This is a genomic window from Jatrophihabitans sp. GAS493 (assembly GCF_900230215.1).
GTDB lineage: Bacteria > Actinomycetota > Actinomycetes > Mycobacteriales > Jatrophihabitantaceae > MT45.
On sequence record NZ_LT907982.1, the window covers coordinates 4,133,271 to 4,153,827 of the forward strand.

Here is a 20,557-nt window from a genome sequence, read left to right on the forward strand (position 1 = left end):
TTGGACATTCAGCGATTGCGATACTGCGGCGGCCGCTTGGCCAGAAACGCGGCTACCGCCTCCGACTGGTCATCGGTCAACGCGGTCAGCACCTGCTGGCGATTCTCGAACTCGATCGTCGCGGCGAGATTCGCCGTGGCCATTGCGATCCACATGGCCTGCTTGGTGAGTTCGACCGAGAAGGGTGCGTTGAGCTTGATCTGCTCGGCCTTGGCCAGCGCCGCCGGTAGCAGCTGCGCCGGGGCGTGCACCTCAGTGAGCAGGCCGATGCGCAGCGCCTCGGCGGCATCGAAGCGCCGTCCGGTGAGCATCAGCTCGTGCGCGCGGCCGGCACCGACGATACGCGGCAGCAGCCACGACGTGCCGAGATCGCAGGCCGAGAAGCCGGCTCGGATGAAGGAGACCGCGAAGATCGCGCCCTCGGCCGCGATTCGGATATCGCTGCCCAGTACGAGCGCGAGCCCGCCGCCGGCGGCCGCCCCGTTCACCGCGGCGATCACCGGCTGACGCAGTGTCTGCAGCCGCAGCGTGAGGTTGGCTATCTCGCGCTGACGATCCAGGGTGCGGCGCAATTCGCCCTCGTCCTCGACCAGCTCGTCGTCGCCGTAGCCGGAGAGCTCCAGTCCGGCACAGAAGGCCCGCCCGGCGCCGGTGATGACAAGCACCCGGCAGTCCCTGTCACGCTCGACCCGCTCCAACGCGGCGGTGAGTTCGCCGACCAGCTGATGGGTGAGCGTGTTCAGCGCGTCGGGGCGGTTGAGGGTCAGCTGTAGGACCCCATCAGCCGGCGTCGAGACCTCGACCAGCGCCATACCTGTGTGCTCCGCTCTGCAGTCCGGTTTGGTGACCTTGGGCCCATCCTCGGTCACCGGTGCCGATCGTCGACAGCCCGGACCGCCCCGTCACTGGAGAAACCTCCAGAGGCGACCGCCACGGTAGGTGCTGCCACCCGGGCCGTCGACTTATCTTGCATCTATGTCTGAAGTCATGATTGTCGAAGCGGTCCGGTCAGCGGTGGGACGCCGCAATGGTGAACTCTCCACCCTGCACCCGGCCAATCTCCTCGCCGCCGTCCAAGCGGCCCTCATCGAGCGCTCCGGCGTCGACTCAGCCGAGGTCGGCCAGGTGATCGGTGGCTGCGTCAGCCAGATCGGCGAGCAGTCCACCAACGTGACCCGCACCGCGTGGCTCACCGCCGGCCTCTCCCAGCAAGTCGCGGCGACCACCATCGACGCGCAGTGCGGCTCCTCCCAGCAGGCCACCGCGCTGGCCGGTGCCCTGGTCGGCAGCGGCCTGGTCGGCTTGGCGGTCGGCTGCGGCGTCGAGAGCATGAGCCGGATTCCGATCGGTTCGGCGATGCGCGAAGAACTCGGACTGGGCTTCCCGATCCCGGCGGAGTACAGCAACCACATCGAGTTCACCTCGCAGTTCGAGGGTGCCGAGCGGATCGCCGAGAAGTGGGGCATCACCCGCGCCGACGCCGACGAGTTCGGCCTCGCCTCCCAGGAGAAGGCCAAGCGAGCCTGGCAGGAGGGGCGCTTCACCGGGCAGATAGTCCCGGTCGCCGCCCCACTGCGCAATGAAGACGGATCGGTCTCCGAGCAGACCCGCTTGGTCACCACCGACGGGGGCCTGCGCGAGACGACGCTCGAGGGGCTGGCCAAGCTAAAGCCGGTAGCTCGGCCGGATGGCGTCCACACCGCCGGCAATGCCTCGCAGATCTCCGACGGTGCCGGAGCGGTGCTGGTCGCCAGCAGCACCAGAGTCGAGGATCTGGGGCTGCGCGCACGGGCCCGGGTGGTAGACACCTGTCTGGTCGGTAGCGACCCGGTGCTGATGCTCACCGGTCCGATCCCGGCCACCGACCTGCTGCTGCAGCGCAACGGCCTGGGCGTCGATGACATCGACGTCTATGAGATCAACGAGGCCTTCGCGTCGGTCGTGCTGGCCTGGCAGCGTGAGCTCGGGGTCGACCCGGCCAAGATCAATCCCAATGGCGGAGCCATCGCACTGGGGCACCCATTGGGCGGCACCGGCGCGGTGCTCATCACCAAGGCCCTCAACGAGCTCGAGCGCATTCAGGGGCGCTACGCGCTCATTACCATGTGCTGCGGAGGCGGCCTCGGCACCGGCATGCTCATCGAGCGGGTCTGACCGGTGACCTATCAACACATCCGCTATGAGGTCACCGACCACATAGCGACGGTCACGCTGAACCGCCCAGAGCGGCTGAATGCCTTCATCTTCGAAATGGGCGACGAGATCATGGCCGCGATGGATCGCATCGACGCCGACGACGACGTCCGCGCGGTGGTCTTCACCGGCGCCGGTCGCGCCTACTGCGCCGGAGCCGACCTCGCCGGCGGCACCGAAATCTTCGAACACGACACCGCGGAGTTCTCGATGGAGCGCGACGCCGACTACGGCGGCACCCTGGCGCGTCGCTTCTACGAGAGCACCAAACCGCTCATCGCAGCCATCAACGGGCCGGCGGTGGGTATCGGCATCAGCTCGACCCTGCCGATGGATATCCGGCTGGCCTCCGAGACGGCCCGGATCGGGTTCGTCTTCACCCGTCGCGGACTCGTCCCCGAGGCCTGCTCGAGCTGGTTTCTGCCGAAGATTGTGGGCATAAGTCGGGCCGCCGAGTGGATCTACAGTGGCCGGATCATGGATGCCGACGAGGCACTGCGGGCCGGCCTGGTGCGCAGCGTGCACCCGGTCGACGAGCTCCTTCCGGCGGCCTACGCGCTGGCCCACGAGCTCACCGACGCCAGTTCCCCGGTAGCGGTGGCGATCTCGCGCCGGATGCTCTGGCGCATGCTGGGGGCGAGCACGCCGTCGTATGCCCACGAACTGGACTCACGCGGCATCTTCTCCCTCGGACGTGAGCCCGATGCCGCCGAGGGCGTCTCGTCCTTCCTGCAGAAGCGCCCAGCCGAGTTCCCGATGAGCGTCTCGACGGACCTGCCGGAGTACTTCCAGGCGTGGCGCAAGATTCCCGATCCCGAGTTCCTTTGAGTCGGGCCGGAGTAGTGATATGACCGGTCCCCTGGCCGGACTTCGAGTGGTGGAACTGGGCAGCATCGGACCGGGCCCGCACGCGGCGATGGTGCTTGCCGATCTCGGAGCCGACGTCGTGCGCATCGACCGGCCCGGCACCGACCCGTACCCGATTCCGGTCGGCGTCCCCGATCCGATGCTGCGGGGACGCCGCTCGGTCGCCCTCGATCTCAAGCAGGAACGCGATCGCGAGACTCTGCTGGAGCTGGCCGCGGTGGCCGACGTACTCATCGAGGGGTACCGCCCGGGAGTGGCCGAACGCCTCGGAGTCGGGCCGCAGGAGTGCCACGCCCGAAATTCAGGGCTCATCTACGCCCGGGTCACCGGCTGGGGTCAACAGGGCCCGCTGGCCCAGCGGGCCGGTCACGACATCAACTACCTCTCGCTCACCGGAAATCTTCAGGCGATCGGGCGCCGCGATGGGCGACCAGTGCCTCCGCTGAACCTGGTTGCCGACTTCGGCGGCGGTTCGATGCTGGCTCTGGTCGGCATCCTTGCCGCCATCTTCGAGCGAGGTCACTCCGGCCAGGGGCAGGTCGTCGACGTGGCGATGACCGACGGCGCCGGCCTGCTGGCGCAGATGATCTGGACCTACCGGGGAGTCGGCGCCTGGTCGGATGAGCGGGGGGTCAACCTCCTCGACGGCGGGGCCCCCTTCTACGACACCTACGAATGCGCTGACGGCAAGTACCTCGCGGTCGGAGCCATTGAGCCGGCCTTCTTCCGAATCCTCTGCACCGGTCTGGAACTTCCCTATGAGGAGAGCTACGACCACACTGATCGCGAGGGGTGGCCCGAGCTGCGGAGCACCCTGACCCGCACCATCGCGACCCGTCCACGCGACGAATGGGCGACCGTCTTCGCCGGCACCGACGGCTGCGTAACGCCAGTCCTCGACTTCGCCGAAGCGCCGCAGCATCCACAACTCGCTGCGCGGGAAGCCTTCATCGAACTGGGCGGGATCGTGCAGCCGGCGCCCGCGCCGCGCTTCTCCCGGACGCCGGCCGGCCGTCCCACCCTGGCCCCGGAGTCGGGTGCGCAGACCGCCGAGGTGATCACGCAGTGGCTGGGGCGCACCCCGCCGAACGTGGTGGCCGAAGCTACCGTTGCTGCAGCGAACGGTTCGGTCGGAGCTGGCTGAGCGCGACCGGCCGGGCATCCCCGCTCATCCCACCGGCCAGAGTGAAGGCGCGCACCCGTCCGTCCCCGGAGCCGATGTAGACGCTGCCGTTGACCACGGTCGGTGCGGCGAAGAAGAACGTGCCACCCGCGGTGTAGGTCCAGAGAACTCCGCCGTAGGAGGCGTCGAGGGCATAGAGCTGGTCGGAGTAGTTGGCCCCGTAGACGACACCGTGCGCGACCGTGACCGACGCCCCGACCAACCCGCTGGTGGTGGCATCCCAGACGATCGTTCCGGTGCTGGCCCGAAGCGCGTAGATGTGGCTGTTACTGGCTCCGACGTAGACCAGACCGTTGGCGACCGCCGCTGAGCCGTAGACGGTGGCGCCGAGCGCGTTCGTCCACACCACGGCACCGCTGACCGCATTCAACGCATATACCTTCGAGTCGTCGGAACCGACGTAGACGACTCCGTTGACCACAGCCGGCACGCCCTCGACGATGCCGCCGGTGAGGTAGCGCCAGTCCAGGGCCCCGGACGTCGCGTCGAGGGCGTAGACGTAATCATCGTTCGAGCCGACGTAGAGGATGCCGTTGGAGACCATCGGGGAGGAGTAGATCGCCCCGCCGGTCGCGTAGCTCCAGACCACGGCCCCAGTCGTCGCGTTCAGCGCGTAGACACTGCCGTCGTAGGAGCCGATGTAGAGGATCCCGTTGACGACCACCGGGGACGAGGAGAGACCGGTGCCGACCGAACGGCTCCACAGAAGTGCGCCGGAGGTGGAGTTCACGGCGTAGACCGTGCCGGCGGCGGAGCCGACGTAGATGACGCCCTTGGTGGCATTTGGAGTGCTGTATCCGCCCCCGGCCGCGGCGTACTTCCACTTCAGCGCACCGGTCGTGGCGTCGACCGCGGAGAGACCGTTCGATGCTGACAGGATGTAGGCGTTCCCGCCGTAGACCGTCACCGAACTCGAGATCGCCGAGCCCGGCGAGTAGGCCCAGGCCTGCCCGATGCCGCCCACATTCGAAGTATTAAGCGTGTTTTCATAAGGGTTGTACCGGCCGCCACTGGCCTTGAACCCGAGTTGCGTCCAACTCGTGCGGACCACGAACGACACCTGCGCCCCGAGGCCACTGTGGCGTCCCTCCGCGCTGATCCAACTCGTTCCCGGCTGGGCTGAAGCCGGGATGACCAGGCTGGCGTAATTGAAGTTGCCAGTGGAGTTGGTGGAGACCAACACCTGGTCGGTCAATCCGAAGTAGAGGTCGACGAGTTCGTTGGCGCCGAAGCCGGCCCCGGAGACGGTCACTGTGGTGGTCGGCGACCCGCTGGCCGCGCTCAGCACGACGCTCGTGGTCACCGTGAAGGTCCCGGCGCTGACGGTCGAACCGGAGGAGGTCACGCTCACCGCACCGGTGCTGGCGCCGACGGGAACCGGCACCGTCAATTTCGTCGCCGAGACCACCGTGGCGGTGGCGACCACACCATGGAAGGAGACCGTCGCCGGTGCGGTGAATCCGGTTCCGTTCACCGTCACCACGGTGCCCAGCCCACCCGACGTCGGCGAGATGGAGGTGACGGTCGCGGCCACGACCAGCGCCTGCGTGCTGGTGGCCTTCGCATCCGGCGCGACGGCGGTGACCACTCCGGTGGTCGCCCCGGCCGGAACTACGGCCGTGAGCTGAGTGGCCGAGACGACCTTGTAACTGAGCTTGGTCGCGTGGATCTGGACCTGGGATACCTTGCTCAGGCCGGTGCCGTTGATGGTGATGGACTTCCCGGCCGAGGTCTTGGCCGGCGACACCGAACTGATCGTCATCGAGGTCGCCGCCGCCGCCGGGACGGCTGCGACGATCGAACCGGCTACTACGACGGCGGTCGCCAGCACCACGGCGGCGATCCGGTTGAAGCTTCTCGGCACCGTGCTCATGGCAAGCCCCCAATACGACGGCCTGCGCGACGTAATTTATGCGCAATCAATCAGCCTCGTTGCCGACGGATTGAACAGCGCAGGGCCTAGGAATCGTCTGTGGGCGGAGTATGTCAAAGGGCGGCCGGCGGCTGGTCGGCGCCCCACCCCAGCTGGTCGCGGCCCCACCCCAGCTGGTCGCGGCGGCGGGTCAGGAAGGCGGTCTCAGCAGTATTGCCGGCAAGCGCAATGGCGCTGTCGTAGGCCTCCCGCGCCTGCTCACGGCGCTCCAGTCGCCGCAGCAGATCGGCCCGGGTCGCGTGGTAGGCGTGGTAGCCGGCCAACTCGCCGCCGAGGCGATCGACGGCGGCCAGCGCCACCTCTGGACCATCGAGTTCAGCAACGGCGATGGCCCGGTTGAGGGCGACGATCGGCGAGGGATCGATGCGCAGCAACTGGTCGTAGAGGGCCACGACCTGCGACCAATCGGTCGTCTGAGCTTGCCGGGCCGAGGTGTGCACCGCGTTGATGGCCGCGAGGATCTGGTAGCGCCCCGCCGCCTGCCCGGCGGCACTGGCCGCGAGTCGCTCCCGCACCAGGGCATGACCCTCAGCGATCAGTGCCGGATCCCAGCTGGCACGGTCCTGCTCACCGAGGGTCACCAGTTCCCCGCTCGCTGAGATCCGGGCCGTGCGCCGGGCGTCGGTCAGCAGCATCAACGCCAGCAGGCCGGCCACCTCTCCATCCTCCGGCCGGAGGCTGCGCAGCAGCCGGGTCAGCCTGATCGCCTCGGTGGTGAGGTCGTGACGTACCGGATCGCTGTCAGGGCCCGTCGCCAGGTATCCCTCGTTGAAGACGAGATAGAGGACGGTGAGTACTCCGCCGACGCGGCCCGGGAGATCCTCGGCCGACGGCAGCCGATAGGGAATGCGGGCGGCCTTGATCTTGGCCTTGGCGCGGGTGATCCGCTGCCCCACGGTGCTCTCCTGCACCAGGAAGGCGCGGGCGATCTCGGCGACGGTGAGACCGCCGACCATGCGTAGCGTCAGCGCGACCCGGGTCTGCAGCGCCAGCGCGGGGTGGCAGCAGGTGAAGATCAGTCGAAGCCGCTCGTCCTCGATGGCGCCGAGCGGCTCGGGCGGCTCGGGCGGCTCGTAGTAGTAGGACATCTGCGCCTCCTGCTGCTTCTCCCCCCGCTTCTTCTCCCGTCGGATGCGGTCTATGGCGCGGCGGTTGGCGGTGGTGGTCAGCCACGCGCCGGGGTTCGGCGGTACCCCGTCGGATGGCCACCGCTGCACCGCGATCGCGAACGCCTCGGCCGCCGCCTCCTCAGCGACGTCGAGGTCACCGAAGTGCCTCGTCAGCGCGGCCACCACCCGGGCCCACTCCTCGTGGTGAGCCCGGGTGATCGCCTCGTCCGCGTCGCTCTGGCTCACAGGCTCACGAACGGCCGCACCTCGACCTTTCGATTGCAGTGCTTCGACCCTTCGGTGGCGAGCTTGAGCGCCACGTCCAGGTCTGGGGCCTCGAAGATCCAGAAGCCGGCGAGGTACTCCTTCGACTCCACGAATGGCCCGTCGGTGAAGATCGCTTCTCCGTTGCGGTTGTCGATGACGGTAGCCGTGCTGGGTGCGGCCAGGCCGCCGGCGAAGACCCAGTAGCCCTCGGCCATCATCCGGTCGTTGAAGGCGTCGATGGCGGCCATCTCGGTCTCGTCGGCCAATCCGGGGATCTGATCGTGGATCACGGAAATCAGGTATTGCATCTGAAGGTCATCTCCTGTGGTCTGGGACGCGCCATTGGCGCCCGTTCACCCCTTCTACGAACGCAACCGGCTCAATCCGACACCGGCCTCGGAACTCGTTCCAGAAACGGGTCGCGGTCAGCCCGTGCTCGCCGCTGGGCGCACGGATAGGACCGGGCATTCGGCCGCGAGGATGATCTGCTGCGCATTGCTGCCCAGTAGCGCCATCCGTACCGGTGATCGTCGACGTAGTCCGACGACGATGAGGTCCGTCTGGCGCTCGGAAGCGATCTTCAAGATGGCGTCGGCGGCATTGACGGCGTCCACCACCTGGACAATCTCATGCGGGATTCCCTCGGCTACCAGCCCGCTCCGCACGTCGTCGAGATCCTTCTCATCGGCCGAGGTGACGGAGGCCGCGTTGTTGCCGGTGCGGACATTGACCACGACGAGCGACGTGCCGCGCAGCTTGGCTTCCTCGAGCCCGAGCTGGTACGCGGCCCACCCCTCAGGCGTCGGGATGTAGCTGACTAGGACACTCATCTATGGCCTCCGCGTATGCGAATGATCTGGTCAAGTCGACCGTAGCCCTCCGGCGAGCGTCAACGCTATTCGCGCATGAGCATTGCCTGAGCCTCACGTTCGAGGTCGATGTAAGGCTCTCCCGAGACGTCGACGACGACGCGCTGGATCGTGCCTCCGGTGAAGCGGTATGGGCGCTCGCCGGGGTAGTCCAGGGTGACCGGATCGCCGACGTCGCGGCCGATCGCCAGCCCCTCGCCGGCGATCATGTAGCCGCCGGGTTGGGTCTTGATCCGCCCCTCCCCGACCTTCTTGTCGCCGTAGAAAAGGGAGAGTATGCCGGTCGCGACCGGAGGAGGATCCTCGCCGTCCTTCTCGAACGAGGCCGAGAGAATCAGATCGGTACCGGTCGGTAGATCCTCGGTGGCCACGATCATCTGCTCGAACATGCCGACGAAGCTATTCACGTAGTGGAGCCGATTCTCCTTCACATACAAGGTATGCCCCCCGAATCGGGAACCTTGGGAGAAGAGCACGCCCTGCGCCCCGACCTCTAGCAGGTCAACCACCGCCCCGATGGTGAAGGAGCGGCCGCGCACCACGACCGCCTGCGCCTCCGGCACCTCAGCGTGGTTCGGGAAGTACGCATACCGCGTCCGGGGAGCCGAGAGTTGCGGCCGGGGCGAGATGAAGATCTCCAGGGCCGACCGATCATCCAGCGGGAACCCTTCGTTGGCTCCCGCCTGCGCGTACCAGAGGTTCACCATCTCCTTGAGTTTGTCGGGCATTTCCTCGGCGAGATTATGTGACTCGGAGCGGTCGACCTCGGTGTGGTAGAGCTCCCAGACGTCGTCGTTGAAGTTGCTCCAGCCGGCGAGCGTCGGATGCGTGGTGATCGCCTTCCACCCCTCGTGCCAGATTCCGCGGGACCCGAGCATCGAATAGAACTGCGTCTTCCTCGCTCCGGCCGCCTGCGCGTCGTCGAAGCTGTACCGCATGCTGACGCCGTCGAAGTGACTCTGTGCGTGTCCCTTGATCGTCTGCGGCGGCGTGACCCCCAGGACGTCGAGGATCGTCGGCATGATGTCGATTGCGTGGTGATACTGGGTTCTGATCTCGCCGCGGGCCGGTGATCCGGCCGGCCAGGAGATGACGCACGGGTCGGAGGTCCCGCCGTTGAACTCGTACCGCTTCCACATCTTGAACGGGGTGTTGAAGGCCATTGCCCAACCGTTCGGGTAGTGGTTGTAGGTCTTCGGGCCCCCCAGGTCGTCGAGCATGGCCAGGTTTGCCGTGATGTCGTCGGGGATGCCGTTCATGAACTTCATCTCGTTGACCGACCCGTCGGGACCACCCTCGCCGCTGGCGCCATTGTCGGATACCACGATGACCATCGTGTTCTCACGCTGTCCGGTCTTCTCCAGATACTCCAGCAGTCGCCCGATCTGATGATCGGCGTGAGCCAGGAAGCCGGCATAGACCTCAGCCATCCGGGCGAAGAGTCGCTTCTCGTCTTCGCTGAGATCATTCCAGGGCTTGGTCACATCCAGGGGCGGGAAGGGCTGGCCGTCCGGACCCGAGCGTGTCTCGGAAGTTCCGAGCGGGTTGATCGGCGGCAACTCGGTATCGGCGGGGACGATCCCCATCTCCTTCTGGCGGGCCAGGGTCTGCTCACGCATTACCTCGTACCCCATGTCGAACTGGCCCTTGTACTTCTCGATCCACTCCGTGGGCGCGTGGTGCGGAGCATGACAGGCACCAGGCGCGTAATACAGCAGGAACGGCTTGTCGGGTGCGACCGCCTTCGAGTCCATGATGAACTCGATCGCCTTGTCGGTGATGTCCTCGCCGAAGTGGTAGCCCTCTTCGGGAGTCTTGGGCTGGTCGACCGGGTGATTGTCGTAGGTCAGCTCGGGATACCACTGGCTCGTCTCGGCACCGAGAAAGCCGTACCAGCGCTCGAAGCCGCGGCCGGTCGGCCAGTTCCGTCGAGTCGAGGCGAGGTTCATCTCCACCGTCGGGCACAGGTGCCACTTGCCGACCATGTAGGTGTTCCAGCCCTGCTCGCCGAGAATCTCCGGCAGCATCCCGTTCTCCGGTGGGATGGTGCCGCTCGCGTTGGCGAAGCCGCTCGCGCCCTCGGTGATGCACGCCATGCTGTTGCGGGTGTGGTTGCGCCCGGTCAGCAGGCAGGATCGGGTCGGCGAACAGAGCGCGGTGGTATGCCACTGGGTGTACCGGACACCGTCTTGCGCGATCTTGTCGATATTCGGGGTGTCGATCGGGCCGCCGTAACAGGACATCGCCGAGAAGCCCACGTCATCGAGCACGATGTACACCACGCTCGGCGCGTTCTCCGGTGCCTTCGGCGGTTCGAAGGGGGACCAGTCCTCCACCGAATCACGGATATCGACATTGACCACGCCACCGAATGACTTCACTATGTTCGCTCCTCAGGGGCCTACGGTGGCCCAGGCCATCGTCTCCCGCACTGTCCTCACGGAGCATCACCTAAGCAGGATGAGGCGGCGGCGAGGCGGGCCTGTCAGGATCAGTAGCGACCTCACCGAGGCCACGAAAATGATAAGGACGAGCGGAGAGAAACGCCAGATGAATGAGAAATCATTAGCCAATTGGCGTGAGTCACCGGCCAAGCAGGCGGTGTTCGACTTCGTCGCCGCGATCACCGACCCGACCTCTCCCGACTACCTGTCACCGCCGGACCGGGTCGCGGTCTTCGACAACGACGGCACACTGTGGACCGAACAGCCGGTCTACGCACAGCTGATGTACGCCCTGGATCGAGCGGCCGAGCTGGGCCACCCGACGACGCTGCAGGAGTTGCACCAGGGTGGCATGCCCGCGTTGATGCAGCTGCTGACCCTGAGCCACACCGGCATGACGACCGACGAGTTCGACGAGGCCTGCCGGCGCTGGTTGGCGTCGGCGACGGACCCGCGATTCGGCCGGCACTACCCCGAACTGGTCTACCAGCCGATGCTCGAACTGCTCTCCTTCCTCGCCGAGAACGACTTCTCGTGCTGGATCTTCTCCGGTGGCGGCACCGATTTCATGCGTGCCTGGGCCACCGACGTCTATGGCATTCCGCCGCATCGCGTGATCGGCAGCGTCGGCGAGACTGAGCTGCGGACGGGAGCCAACGGTCCGGAACTGGTCAAGAAGGGTGTCCAGATCGTTAACGACGGCGCGCAGAAACCGAGTTCGATCCACCGTCACGTGGGACAGCGCCCCATCCTGGCCGCCGGCAACACCGACGGTGACCTGGCCATGCTGCAGTGGTCGGCAGCGCACCCCGGGCGCACCCTGCAGTTGGTCATCCAGCACACCGATGCCGAACGTGAATACAACTACGATCGGGACCCGATATTGGGTAGCGGCACGGCCGAGCTCTACGCAGCTGCGACGGCTGATGGCTGGACGCTTGTCGACATGGCGCGGGACTGGCTCACCGTTCACCCACCGGTGGCGACCTCGGCACCGGTGCGCGCCTGAGTCGGGCCCGGGTCGGGCTTCTGCCATGGCCAGCGGCCGGTGATCTCGAGTTCGAGGGAGAAGCTGAGGAAGGTTCGGATCAGCACGATGGCGGCCAGCACGGCGACGCTCTCCATCGTCGGGGTGACGGCGACCGTGCGGATGATGTCCGCGGCCACCAGCAGCTCCAACCCGAGCAGAATCGAGCGCCCCAGCTCGCGCCGGAAACCCCGATAGACGTCGGGTGCGCGGTTGAGCGTGCGGCGGGCCGCGTTGGCAGTGGCCACGATCAGACCGATGACGGTGACCGTGACTCCAGCGCCGTCCACAATCTTTCCGACGTCTTCGATAACTTCCGTGAACGTCATATTCAGTCATCCACCGATTCGTAGACCGTCGCCGCGATTGATCTGGTAACCCTAGCCGCAAGCCTCAGCCGGCGGGGAGGAGTTCGCTGATCAGCGCGATGACCCGTGTCTTGATCTCATCGCGGACGCCTCGAACCACTTCGATGTCTTGGCCGGCCGGGTCGGTGAGCTGCCAGTCTTCGTAACGTTTACCCGGGAAATACGGGCAGGTGTCGCCGCAGCCCATAGTCACGACCACATCGGCTGAAACGACGGAGTCGGTGGTCAGGATCTTCGGCACCTCGGTGCCGATGTCGATGCCGACCTCGCGCATCGCCTGGACGGCCGTCGGATTGATCTGAGCGGCCGGCTGGGAACCAGCCGAGCGGATCTCGATCTGGTCGCCGGCGAGGTCTCTCAGCCAGCCGGCAGCCATCTGCGAGCGGCCGGCGTTGTGCACGCAGACGAAAAGTACGGTGGGTTTGTTGGTCATGGGCGAGCATTCTCCGTTGGCGTGGTGACGGCGGCGGTGGTCATGGTGGTGGTGGCGGCGATGGCTGACGCGGATGGGTAGAGACCACGTACGAGCACGTACCCCAGCAGCCCGCCGACCAGCTGCATGGCAACGAACGCGGCGACCGAGGACGGTGCGATGCCGGCGAACGTATCGGAGAACATCCGGGCGACGGTGACCGCGGGGTTGGCGAAGGAGGTGGAGCTGGTGAACCAGTACGCCGCCAGGATGTAGCCGCCGACGGCGAAGGCCACCCGGTCTGAGCGGCCGGCGCGGAGGGTGCCGAAGATGACGACCAGCAGTCCGAGCGTCGCCACCACCTCACCCAGCAGCACACCACCACCCTGACGATGATGGGTGGAGATGCTCACGGCCGACAGGTCGAACATGAGATTGGCCAGGACGGCACCGACGAACCCGCCGGTGAACTGGGCCGCGATGAGCACAGCCGCGTCGCGTGTCGATACCGCTCCCAGGGCGCGCTCGACCATCGTCACGACGGGGTTGAACGCGGCCGAGACCGGCTGCAGCGCGAGTATCAGCGCGACCAGCGCGGCCCCGGTGACGATGCTGTTCTCCAGCAATTGCAGGCCGACATCATGCGGCGAGAGCCGGGTTGCGGCGATGCCGGAGCCGATGACGGCGGCGACGAGAAACGCGGTTCCGACGAACTCGGCCAATGCGCGCCGGGCCAGGTCGGTCATGCCGAGGGGTCACCGATCAGGGCGCCGAGATTCGCCAGCGCGTCAGTGCGTGCGCGGTAGTACACCCAGACGCCGCGCTTCTCCCGCTCCAGCAACCCGACCTCGTGCAGCACCTTCAGGTGATGGCTGATGGTCGGCTGGGACAGATCGAAGGCGTCGTTGAGGTCGCAGACGCAGGCCTCGCCCCCTTCGTGGGAGGCAACCAGCGACATCAACCGCAAGCGCACCGGGTCAGCGAGCGCCTTCAGCAGCGGCGCGACCTGTTCGGCCTGCGGTTGCGACAAGGGTTCCCGCGACAGCGGCGAGCAGCAGGCCACCGTCTCGACCGGGTTCAGGACCACCAATGACTTCGACACGCATCTATATTGACAGATGTCGATGCGTCAGGCAATCTTGGCCTCGTCCAATACATCGATAGCCATCGATGTCTTAGCTCTGGAGGTCTCATGTCCCGCGTCCAACTCGCTCTCAACGTCGACAACCTTGACGAAGCGATCAGCTTCTACAGCCGGTTGTTCAACACCGAACCGACCAAGACGAAACCCGGCTACGCCAACTTCGCGGTGACTGAGCCGCCACTGAAGTTGATCCTCATGGAGAACCCGGGTCAGGGTGGAAGCATCAACCATCTGGGGGTCGAGGTCGCTGACGTCGACACCGTGGACGCCGAACAGAGCCGCCTGGCCGAATCCGGGCTGGCGTCGATCGACGAGCGGGGCACCACCTGCTGCTACGCCAAGCAGGACAAGTTCTGGGTCGAAGGTGCACCCAACGGCGAACGTTGGGAGATCTACACCGTCCTGGCTGACTCCGAAACCTTCGCGGCCGAACAGCCCGATGGGGCGATCTGCTGCGAGGCCGAAGTCGGTGCCGAGCCGGCCGCATCCGCCGTCAGCTGCTGCTAGCACACGCGTCTGGATCGAGTCAGCGGCCGGTGAGCACCGGTCGGCGACTCGGCCAGAGTCGGCACTCTTCGAAGCGATCGCTACGCTGACGCGAGAACAGTCAGCCAATGCAGCACCGATGGGAGCGCGATGACGTCGAAGTCTGATTTCTCACCCGAGGAGTGGCGGCTCATCCTGGAGGCGCCACCGAGTGCCGGCCTGCTCGTCGTGGCGGCCCAACGCGGGGGGATGTTCCGCGAGACGATCGCGATGGCCAAGGCCTACGCACAGACGCGCGAGCAGCACGGGCAGAGTGAGCTACTCGATGAGATCGTCTCGGCCAAACCCAAGCGGGACCACACTCACTTTCACTCACCCGACGAGCTCAAGGAGCACACGCTGCAGCATGTGCGGGAGTCAGTCGAGGTGCTCGCCCGGAAGGCCACACCGGCCGAGGTCGAGGAGTACCGCCAGTTCATCGTCACCCTGACCCACATGGTCGCGGCAGCCCACCGCGAAGACGACCAGGACGTGAGCAAGCTGGAGCAGGCGGCGATCGAGGACATCGTGGCCGCCCTGAATACGACCGCCGCTTAACGCTGTCGATCCGTTCGACGGCGCTAGCCTGGCTGCGTGGAGCTACTTGAATCGGCGTCGGCTGAGTTCGAACGGGTCGTGCGGCAACTGCCCGTGAATTGCTGGGAATGGTCGACGCCCGTGCAGATGTCAGTGCGCGAATTGGTTGAGCACGTTGTAGTTGGCAACCGTTTCACCGTGCTGCTTCTGGCCGGCGTCCCCCGCGGCGAGGCTCAAGCCAGGCTCGCCGGTGATCAACTCGGCGCAGACCCGGTCGGGGCGGTCGTCGAGTCGGCGCAGGCGCAGCTCCGAGCATTCGCCGGCGTCCCAGCAGGGCAACTGGTCGCGGGGCCGAAGGGTGACGTCCCGGCCGTCGCCTTTCTGCGATTCCGTCTCGTTGACCTCGTGGTCCATGCGTGGGATCTGCTTCGCGCCGCACGTCTGGACGAGACACTCGACCCGCAAATCGTTGCTGCATTGGCGGAGCTTGTGCAACCCCACCTGGACGGCATGCTCGCCTACGGCGCATACGGCTCGGGCCCGAGCGGCACCGTGCCGGCGGAGGCATCACAGCAGAGCCGACTCCTCGACTGGTTCGGGCGACGCCCGTAGCGCGGAGGCCTTGACATGGCACTTGCTTTTTGCAAGCGTGGGGGTAGCCCACACGCTTCACTCCACCAAGGGAGACATGATGCCCAAGATGTTCGTCAATTTGCCGGTGACCGACCTAGATCGCGCCAAGGCGTTCTACACAGCCGTCGGCTTCACCATCAACCCGCAATTCACCGATCACAACGCGGCCTGCGTCGTGGTCGAGGATGACCACAGTTACTTCATGATCCTGCTTCGCGAGTTCTTCCAGACCTTCACCGATCTGCCCCTCGGCGACCCGGCGAAGTCACCGATCTCGGCCACGGCAATCTTTGTCGACAGCCGCGAGGAGGTCGACGTGGCCGTGGCCGCCGGCCTCGCCGCCGGTGGCACCGAGGCGCAGCCGGCTTCGGACTATGGCTTCATGTACCAGCGGCAGCTGACCGATCCTGACGGCAACATCCTCGAGTTCGGCTACATGGATCCGGTGGCCGCCGAGAAGGGACCTGAGGCGTACATGGCGCAGCAGCAGGCCTGAGGCCGATGGCCGCCCGCGACTATGGGCAGTACTGCGGCGTCACGCGGGCCTTGGAGCTTGTCGGGGAGCGCTGGGCGCTGCTGATCATCCGCGATCTGCTCGTCGGACCCCGCCGCTACGGTGAACTGGCGGCGGGGCTCCCCCGCATCCCCACCAACATCCTGGCCGCCCGGCTGAAGGAGCTGCAGGCGGCTGGTGTCATCCGCCGGGCGCCACGATCACGCGTCATCATCTACGAGTTGACGCCCTATGGCCAGGAGCTGGAACCCCTCGTGCTCGCGCTCGGAGCCTGGGGTTTCAAGGCGATGGGCGAGCCGAGGGAGGAGCAGGTCGTCACCCCCGACTCGATGACCATGGCGCTGCGCACCGCGTTCCGGCCGCAGGTGGCGGCGGCGCTGCCCGCAACCGCCTACGCAGCGCACTTCGGTCCCGCTGAGCTGCTCATCCGGGTGGACGGTCCGGCGCTGGCTGTGACGCGCGGGGACGGGCCGGTCGACCTCGCATTCGCCGCCGGTCCGGGGGTCCGCCGGCTTATCTCCGGCGAGCTCACCCCCGACCGGGCGATCGCGACCGGCGTCGTCGAGGTGCTGCGGGGCCGCGGTGAGCTGCTTGACCGCTTCGCCAACACCTTCCACCTAGCCGCCTGAACCAGGTAGCGACGCACCGCAGATTGCTCCCGAAGAAGCGTCCGCTCATTCCCGGGGCGGGGCCAGACCTTCGAGTTCAGCCTTGATCTGCACGGCCAGGAAGCGCGACTGGAAGCGGGCCTCCATCAACGCGCCGCCCATCACCCAGAACCCCGGCTGAGCGGTGCGCTGCCACATGTTGGCCATCGTCCCGTTCTCGTCGAAGCCCCAGATCGGGCCGACCTTCTCGGCCACCTCGTCACCCAGCAGCCGGCGCACCCCCTCCTGCTGGTTGGCATAGCCGGTCGCGAAGATCAGCACGTCGGCCTCGATGACCCGCCCGTCCAGGCGCAGAAGACCACCCGGCACGATCCGGTCGACCTCAGACCCCTGCTCGACGGTGATCGATCCGTCGATGATCAGGTCCGAGCAGCCGACGTTGATGTAGTAGCCACCACCACGGCGCAGGTATCGCATGTGAAAGCCAGTGCCATCCGGCTCATAGTCGGTGCGGAAGCCTGCCGCCTCGAGTCCGTCGATGAGTTCCCGGTCCAGTGTGCAGGTACGGGCCGTGAGCCATTGGTAAGTGTCACGAAGAACGTCGTACGGAATCGCCGCCGTGATCAGGTCGACGTCCTCGGCCGCGACCCCTTCGGAGTAGATCGCGTAGACCAGCGTGCCGCTCGGCTTGAGGCTCACGACACAGGTCGGGCTGCGCTGGATCAGCGTCACCGACGTGGCGCCGTTGGCGTGCAGATCCTGCGCGATGTCATGTCCGGAGTTGCCGGTGCCGAAGACGATCGCCCGCTTGCCGGCGTACTCGCGCCCGTCGGTGAACCGGCTGGAGTGCAGCACCGTACCGGTGAACTCATTCAGCCCGGTTACCTCGGGAACATAAGGCACTCCGCTGTGGCCGCCGGTGGCGAAGACGATGTGCGGCACCGTGAAGACCCGCTCAGCACCGTCGCCCCGACGCACCGTCGCCGTCCAGACACCGGCGCTCTCATCGCGCTCGGCTCCAACGAATTCGGTACCGGCCCAGACGTTCAGCTCCATCGTCTCGGCGTAGAACTCGAGCCAGTCGGCCAGCTTGTCCTTGGGCAGAAACGTCGGCCAGGTATCCGGGAACGGGACGTAGGGAAGGCTGTTTCCCCATGTCTCGTTATGCAGAGTGAGCGAGTGGTAGCGCTCGCGCCAGTTGTCACCCACACGCTCGTGCCGCTCGACGACGAGCGTGTCGGCACCCATCTGCCGCAGCCGAGCGGCGATCATCAGACCGGCTTGGCCGCCGCCGACGACGAGTACCTGCGGATCACGATCGGCGAAGGCCTGCTCGCGCTGCCGGATGTCGAGCCAGTTGTCGCCGTTGAATGTGTGCGAGTACTCCTCACCCGTCGGGCGGCGCGCCCCGAGACGCTCCTCGAATCCCCAGAGAGACTGCAGAGTCGTGAGCACGATCCAGGCCCGCCGCGGGGTCGGGTCGTCCGCGTCGTAGTTCAGCCGGACAAAGCCGGTGGCGCTGCCCAGATCAGTATCGAAGTCGAAGTAGGCCTCGATGAGTGGTCGGGAGGAGCGCTTCACCACGCGCGGCGCGTGCCGGTTCGGCGAGACCCGAAAATTACGCGGACGAGCCGTGGGGATTGAGGTCACCAGTCCTTCGACAATGCTGTCTCGCCCGGAGAAGGTGCGGTATCCCCAATGAAAGGTGAGGATATCTTTCCAAAATCCGTCCGCGTCGACGAGCTCGGCGACCGCTTCGGCGTCGGCGCGCTCGAAGGCATCGCCCAGTTCCGCGACCCAGCGCGCGAAGATCTCTGCTGGGTGCAGCGACGTCTGTTCAAGTGTCGTCATGTCCGGCTCCGTTCCTGCTGTCGACTCGTCTCGAGGAAGGCGGTTCGTGCGGCCACCGCGGTCGGGGTACCCCCGAGCCGGGCGATCGTCGTGCCTTCGTCGGCCATGTGCGCCCGCAGGGTGTCCTGCGGCGCGGATCGCAGCAATCGCTTCGTCTCGATCGCTGCGTCGCGGCCACCCTGCAGCGCGGCCCGCACCGCCTGTCGGGCCGCATCCTCCAGCTCCTCGGGGGCGACTACACGCGACACCAGTCCCCAGCGCTCAGCCTCGGTCGCATCCACGCTCCGGTTGGTCAGGAGCAGGTCCATAGCCCGCCGCTCACCGACCAGACGCGGCAGCAGCCAGGTCGTCGCGCAGTCCGGGCTCAGCCCGACGGCCGGGTAGCCGGCCTTGAAGCGAGCATGCGTCGAGGCGATCACCACATCGGCGAAGACGGCCAGACCGATACCGGCACCGGCCGCCACGCCCTGAACCTGCGCGATCACCGGCACCGGCAACTCCAGCAGCAACGCCATCGCCTCATGGCTCACGGCGGCCATCGCCTGAATGTGCGGCACAGCGCGGTCACCGTCGGTCGGGAAGTCACGCAGATCGCCGCCGACGCTGAACGCCTTTCCCTCGGCCGCAATCAGCACGCAGTCGATGCCCCCGCCGGCCACCAACTCACTCACCCCACGGGCGGCCTGTAGCAGGGCCGCCGCGAAGTCGGAGTCGATCGCATTACCGCGCTCCGGACGGGCCAACAACAGTGTGCAGGCCCGGGGTTCGGGTCCGGATCGAAGCTGGACCGCAGCCGTGACATCGACCGGGGACACCGCCAGCAACTCGGGCCTCATGTCAGAAGTTCCAGCACGGTGGCGTTAGCCTGACCGCCGCCCTCGCACATCGTCTGCAGGCCGTAGCGGGCGCCGCGACGACGCATCTCCTGCAGCATCGAGGTCATGATGCGAGCACCGCTCGCGCCGATCGGGTGCCCGAGGGCGATGGCCCCACCGTTCGGGTTGAGGTCGGCCGGGTCGACGTCGAACTCCCGCTGCCAGGCCAGGACGACCGACGCGAATGCCTCGTTCACCTCGAAGACGCCGATCTCGTCCAGGCGCAGGCCGCTTCGCTCGAGCGCGCGGTGGGTGGCTGGAATCGGGCCGGTGAGCATGAGGATCGGGTCGCTGCCGACGACGCTCATTTGGTGGACACGGGCCAGCGGAGTCAGGTTGTGCTCCTTCACTGCCCGCTCGCTGGCGACGAGGATCGCGGCCGAACCGTCGGAGATCTGGCTGGAGACGGCGGCGGTGAGACGTCCACCCGGGCTCAACGGCTTGAGCGCGGCGAGGGTCTCCGGAGTGCTCCCCCGGCGCGGTCCTTCATCGGTCTCGAAGTCACCGAAGGGGGCAATCTCCTCTTTGAACTTGCCGGCGTCGATCGCGGCAAGAGCGCGTTCGTGGCTGCGCAGCGCGTAAGCCTCCATCTCCTCGCGCCCGATCCCCCACTGCGCGGCGATCTGCTCGGCCCCGTGGAACTGCGAGACTGGAGTGTCGCCGTAGCGGTCGTGCCAGCCAATCGAGCGGGCCAACGAATCGGTTCCAAGGCCGAGCGACTCACCGGCCAGCGCGGACGATCCCATTGGAATCATCGACATGTTCTGCACGCCGGCGGCCACCACCAAATCAGCGGTGCCACTCATCACGGCCTGCGCGGCGAAGTGCACCGCCTGCTGTGACGAGCCGCACTGCCGATCCAGCGTCACCCCCGGCGTCCCCTCAGGGAGTCCGGCCGCCAGCCACGACGTGCGGGCGATGCAGCCGGCCTGCGGACCGATGTTGTCCAGGCAACCCATGATGACGTCCTCGACGGCGGCCGGGTCGACCCCGGAACGTTCCATCAACTCACGCAGCGCGAACGCCGCCAGGTCAACCGGGTGCACCTCGGCTAGCGCGCCACGGCGACGCCCCACTGCGGTCCGGACGCTCTCGACGATGTAAGCCTCAGCCACCGATTTCTCCCTTTCAATCTTTGACAGCATACCAAGCGTTTGCTTGGTAATAAAGCAGGTACCAGTCCCGACGATTTAGAGCC

22 protein-coding genes are annotated in these 20,557 nt (G+C 66.6%); 9 read left to right on the top strand and 13 right to left on the bottom strand.

From position 1 onward, the window contains the following. Positions 1–8: 8 nt before the first annotated feature. Positions 9–812 (bottom strand): enoyl-CoA hydratase/isomerase family protein, encoded by an 804-nt coding sequence (locus CPH63_RS18960; protein WP_096304336.1) that lies wholly within the window; start codon positions 810–812, stop codon positions 9–11. 163 nt (positions 813–975) lie between these two features. On the opposite strand from CPH63_RS18960, the gene CPH63_RS18965 reads away from it, so the two are divergent. Genes CPH63_RS18965 through CPH63_RS18975 form a run of 3 tightly spaced genes read left to right on the top strand, consistent with a single transcriptional unit; the run spans position 976 to position 4,204 of the window. Further along, positions 976–2,154 (top strand): steroid 3-ketoacyl-CoA thiolase, encoded by a 1,179-nt coding sequence (locus CPH63_RS18965; RefSeq protein WP_096304337.1) that lies wholly within the window; start codon positions 976–978, stop codon positions 2,152–2,154. 3 nt (positions 2,155–2,157) lie between these two features. Continuing rightward, positions 2,158–3,021, top strand: a complete 864-nt coding sequence (locus tag CPH63_RS18970) for a crotonase/enoyl-CoA hydratase family protein (RefSeq protein WP_096304338.1) — start codon at positions 2,158–2,160, stop codon at positions 3,019–3,021. 19 nt (positions 3,022–3,040) lie between these two features. Then, a complete protein-coding gene (locus CPH63_RS18975) occupies positions 3,041–4,204 on the top strand; it encodes a CaiB/BaiF CoA-transferase family protein (RefSeq protein WP_096304339.1) in 1,164 nt (387 codons plus the stop codon). On the opposite strand, the gene CPH63_RS18980 is transcribed toward CPH63_RS18975, so the two are convergent. The 5 genes from CPH63_RS18980 to CPH63_RS19000 all read right to left on the bottom strand — a co-directional run bounded on the left by CPH63_RS18980 (position 4,164) and on the right by CPH63_RS19000 (position 10,805). After that, positions 4,164–6,116, bottom strand: coding sequence for a PQQ-binding-like beta-propeller repeat protein (locus CPH63_RS18980; protein WP_096304340.1), 1,953 nt, complete (start codon positions 6,114–6,116; stop codon positions 4,164–4,166). The two genes, CPH63_RS18975 and CPH63_RS18980, sit on opposite strands and share 41 nt — an antisense overlap. A 113-nt stretch (positions 6,117–6,229) precedes the next feature. Next, positions 6,230–7,531, bottom strand: coding sequence for an RNA polymerase sigma factor (locus tag CPH63_RS18985; protein WP_096304341.1), 1,302 nt, complete (start codon positions 7,529–7,531; stop codon positions 6,230–6,232). Then, positions 7,528–7,860 carry a YciI family protein gene (locus tag CPH63_RS18990; RefSeq protein ID WP_096304342.1) on the bottom strand — a complete coding sequence of 111 codons (333 nt, stop codon included), beginning with the start codon at positions 7,858–7,860 and terminating at the stop codon, positions 7,528–7,530. Before CPH63_RS18990 ends, CPH63_RS18985 begins: the two co-directional genes overlap by 4 nt. A 117-nt stretch (positions 7,861–7,977) precedes the next feature. Next, complete coding sequence (locus CPH63_RS18995; RefSeq protein WP_096304343.1) at positions 7,978–8,382, bottom strand: universal stress protein; 405 nt, start codon at positions 8,380–8,382, stop codon at positions 7,978–7,980. 65 nt (positions 8,383–8,447) lie between these two features. Continuing rightward, positions 8,448–10,805, bottom strand: a complete 2,358-nt coding sequence (locus CPH63_RS19000; RefSeq protein ID WP_096304344.1) for an arylsulfatase — start codon at positions 10,803–10,805, stop codon at positions 8,448–8,450. A gap of 166 nt (positions 10,806–10,971) precedes the next feature. Between CPH63_RS19000 and CPH63_RS19005 the strand changes: the two genes are divergently transcribed. Next, positions 10,972–11,874, top strand: a complete 903-nt coding sequence (locus CPH63_RS19005; RefSeq protein WP_197704448.1) for an HAD family phosphatase — start codon at positions 10,972–10,974, stop codon at positions 11,872–11,874. On the opposite strand, the gene CPH63_RS19010 is transcribed toward CPH63_RS19005, so the two are convergent. From CPH63_RS19010 to CPH63_RS19025, 4 genes are all read right to left on the bottom strand, one after another. Then, positions 11,835–12,221 (bottom strand): DUF1622 domain-containing protein, encoded by a 387-nt coding sequence (locus tag CPH63_RS19010; protein WP_096304345.1) that lies wholly within the window; start codon positions 12,219–12,221, stop codon positions 11,835–11,837. The genes CPH63_RS19005 and CPH63_RS19010 overlap by 40 nt on opposite strands. Before the next feature lie 64 nt (positions 12,222–12,285). Then, on the bottom strand, positions 12,286–12,693 hold the full coding sequence (locus CPH63_RS19015; protein ID WP_096304346.1) for an arsenate reductase ArsC: 408 nt from the start codon (positions 12,691–12,693) through the stop codon (positions 12,286–12,288). After that, positions 12,690–13,418, bottom strand: coding sequence for an aquaporin (locus CPH63_RS19020; protein ID WP_096304347.1), 729 nt, complete (start codon positions 13,416–13,418; stop codon positions 12,690–12,692). Before CPH63_RS19020 ends, CPH63_RS19015 begins: the two co-directional genes overlap by 4 nt. After that, entirely contained in the window at positions 13,415–13,774 is a 360-nt protein-coding gene (locus CPH63_RS19025) for a metalloregulator ArsR/SmtB family transcription factor (protein WP_197704449.1), read from the bottom strand. Before CPH63_RS19025 ends, CPH63_RS19020 begins: the two co-directional genes overlap by 4 nt. A 90-nt stretch (positions 13,775–13,864) precedes the next feature. On the opposite strand from CPH63_RS19025, the gene CPH63_RS19030 reads away from it, so the two are divergent. The 5 genes from CPH63_RS19030 to CPH63_RS19050 all read left to right on the top strand — a co-directional run bounded on the left by CPH63_RS19030 (position 13,865) and on the right by CPH63_RS19050 (position 16,654). After that, the gene (locus tag CPH63_RS19030; RefSeq protein ID WP_096304348.1) at positions 13,865–14,323 is read left to right on the top strand and encodes an ArsI/CadI family heavy metal resistance metalloenzyme; all 459 of its coding nucleotides are present in this window, start codon (positions 13,865–13,867) and stop codon (positions 14,321–14,323) included. Positions 14,324–14,452: 129 nt separating this feature from the next. Beyond that, positions 14,453–14,899 carry a hypothetical protein gene (locus CPH63_RS19035; protein WP_096304349.1) on the top strand — a complete coding sequence of 149 codons (447 nt, stop codon included), beginning with the start codon at positions 14,453–14,455 and terminating at the stop codon, positions 14,897–14,899. A gap of 36 nt (positions 14,900–14,935) precedes the next feature. Beyond that, the gene (locus CPH63_RS19040) at positions 14,936–15,490 is read left to right on the top strand and encodes a TIGR03086 family metal-binding protein (protein ID WP_096304350.1); all 555 of its coding nucleotides are present in this window, start codon (positions 14,936–14,938) and stop codon (positions 15,488–15,490) included. A gap of 79 nt (positions 15,491–15,569) precedes the next feature. Continuing rightward, positions 15,570–16,007, top strand: coding sequence for a VOC family protein (locus CPH63_RS19045; RefSeq protein WP_096305289.1), 438 nt, complete (start codon positions 15,570–15,572; stop codon positions 16,005–16,007). A 5-nt stretch (positions 16,008–16,012) separates the two neighbouring features. Next, the gene (locus CPH63_RS19050) at positions 16,013–16,654 is read left to right on the top strand and encodes a helix-turn-helix domain-containing protein (protein ID WP_096304351.1); all 642 of its coding nucleotides are present in this window, start codon (positions 16,013–16,015) and stop codon (positions 16,652–16,654) included. 45 nt (positions 16,655–16,699) lie between these two features. Here CPH63_RS19050 and CPH63_RS19055 read toward each other — a convergent pair whose 3' ends face one another. Genes CPH63_RS19055 through CPH63_RS19065 form a run of 3 tightly spaced genes read right to left on the bottom strand, consistent with a single transcriptional unit; the run spans position 16,700 to position 20,474 of the window. Further along, entirely contained in the window at positions 16,700–18,484 is a 1,785-nt protein-coding gene (locus CPH63_RS19055; RefSeq protein WP_096304352.1) for an NAD(P)/FAD-dependent oxidoreductase, read from the bottom strand. After that, positions 18,481–19,320, bottom strand: coding sequence for an enoyl-CoA hydratase/isomerase family protein (locus tag CPH63_RS19060; protein ID WP_096304353.1), 840 nt, complete (start codon positions 19,318–19,320; stop codon positions 18,481–18,483). The genes CPH63_RS19055 and CPH63_RS19060 overlap by 4 nt, the downstream gene beginning before the upstream one ends. After that, positions 19,317–20,474 carry an acetyl-CoA C-acetyltransferase gene (locus CPH63_RS19065; RefSeq protein ID WP_096304354.1) on the bottom strand — a complete coding sequence of 386 codons (1,158 nt, stop codon included), beginning with the start codon at positions 20,472–20,474 and terminating at the stop codon, positions 19,317–19,319. The genes CPH63_RS19060 and CPH63_RS19065 overlap by 4 nt, the downstream gene beginning before the upstream one ends. Between the last annotated feature and the right edge of the window lie 83 nt (positions 20,475–20,557).

What these genes read in the sequence shown, in the direction of transcription:
- CPH63_RS18980 (WP_096304340.1), bottom strand. Translation starts at nt 6,116, where the DNA reads ATGAGCACGGTGCCGAGAAGCTTCAACCGGATCGCCGCCGTGGTGCTG.
- CPH63_RS19030 (WP_096304348.1), top strand. Translation starts at nt 13,865, where the DNA reads ATGTCCCGCGTCCAACTCGCTCTCAACGTCGACAACCTTGACGAAGCG.
- CPH63_RS19060 (WP_096304353.1), bottom strand. Translation starts at nt 19,320, where the DNA reads ATGAGGCCCGAGTTGCTGGCGGTGTCCCCGGTCGATGTCACGGCTGCG.
- CPH63_RS18975 (WP_096304339.1), top strand. Translation starts at nt 3,041, where the DNA reads ATGACCGGTCCCCTGGCCGGACTTCGAGTGGTGGAACTGGGCAGCATC.
- CPH63_RS18965 (WP_096304337.1), top strand. Translation starts at nt 976, where the DNA reads ATGTCTGAAGTCATGATTGTCGAAGCGGTCCGGTCAGCGGTGGGACGC.
- CPH63_RS19045 (WP_096305289.1), top strand. Translation starts at nt 15,570, where the DNA reads ATGCCCAAGATGTTCGTCAATTTGCCGGTGACCGACCTAGATCGCGCC.
- CPH63_RS19055 (WP_096304352.1), bottom strand. Translation starts at nt 18,484, where the DNA reads ATGACGACACTTGAACAGACGTCGCTGCACCCAGCAGAGATCTTCGCG.
- CPH63_RS19035 (WP_096304349.1), top strand. Translation starts at nt 14,453, where the DNA reads ATGACGTCGAAGTCTGATTTCTCACCCGAGGAGTGGCGGCTCATCCTG.
- CPH63_RS18990 (WP_096304342.1), bottom strand. Translation starts at nt 7,860, where the DNA reads ATGCAATACCTGATTTCCGTGATCCACGATCAGATCCCCGGATTGGCC.
- CPH63_RS18960 (WP_096304336.1), bottom strand. Translation starts at nt 812, where the DNA reads ATGGCGCTGGTCGAGGTCTCGACGCCGGCTGATGGGGTCCTACAGCTG.
- CPH63_RS19005 (WP_197704448.1), top strand. Translation starts at nt 10,972, where the DNA reads ATGAATGAGAAATCATTAGCCAATTGGCGTGAGTCACCGGCCAAGCAG.
- CPH63_RS19020 (WP_096304347.1), bottom strand. Translation starts at nt 13,418, where the DNA reads ATGACCGACCTGGCCCGGCGCGCATTGGCCGAGTTCGTCGGAACCGCG.
- CPH63_RS19010 (WP_096304345.1), bottom strand. Translation starts at nt 12,221, where the DNA reads ATGACGTTCACGGAAGTTATCGAAGACGTCGGAAAGATTGTGGACGGC.
- CPH63_RS19015 (WP_096304346.1), bottom strand. Translation starts at nt 12,693, where the DNA reads ATGACCAACAAACCCACCGTACTTTTCGTCTGCGTGCACAACGCCGGC.
- CPH63_RS19050 (WP_096304351.1), top strand. Translation starts at nt 16,013, where the DNA reads ATGGCCGCCCGCGACTATGGGCAGTACTGCGGCGTCACGCGGGCCTTG.
- CPH63_RS18995 (WP_096304343.1), bottom strand. Translation starts at nt 8,382, where the DNA reads ATGAGTGTCCTAGTCAGCTACATCCCGACGCCTGAGGGGTGGGCCGCG.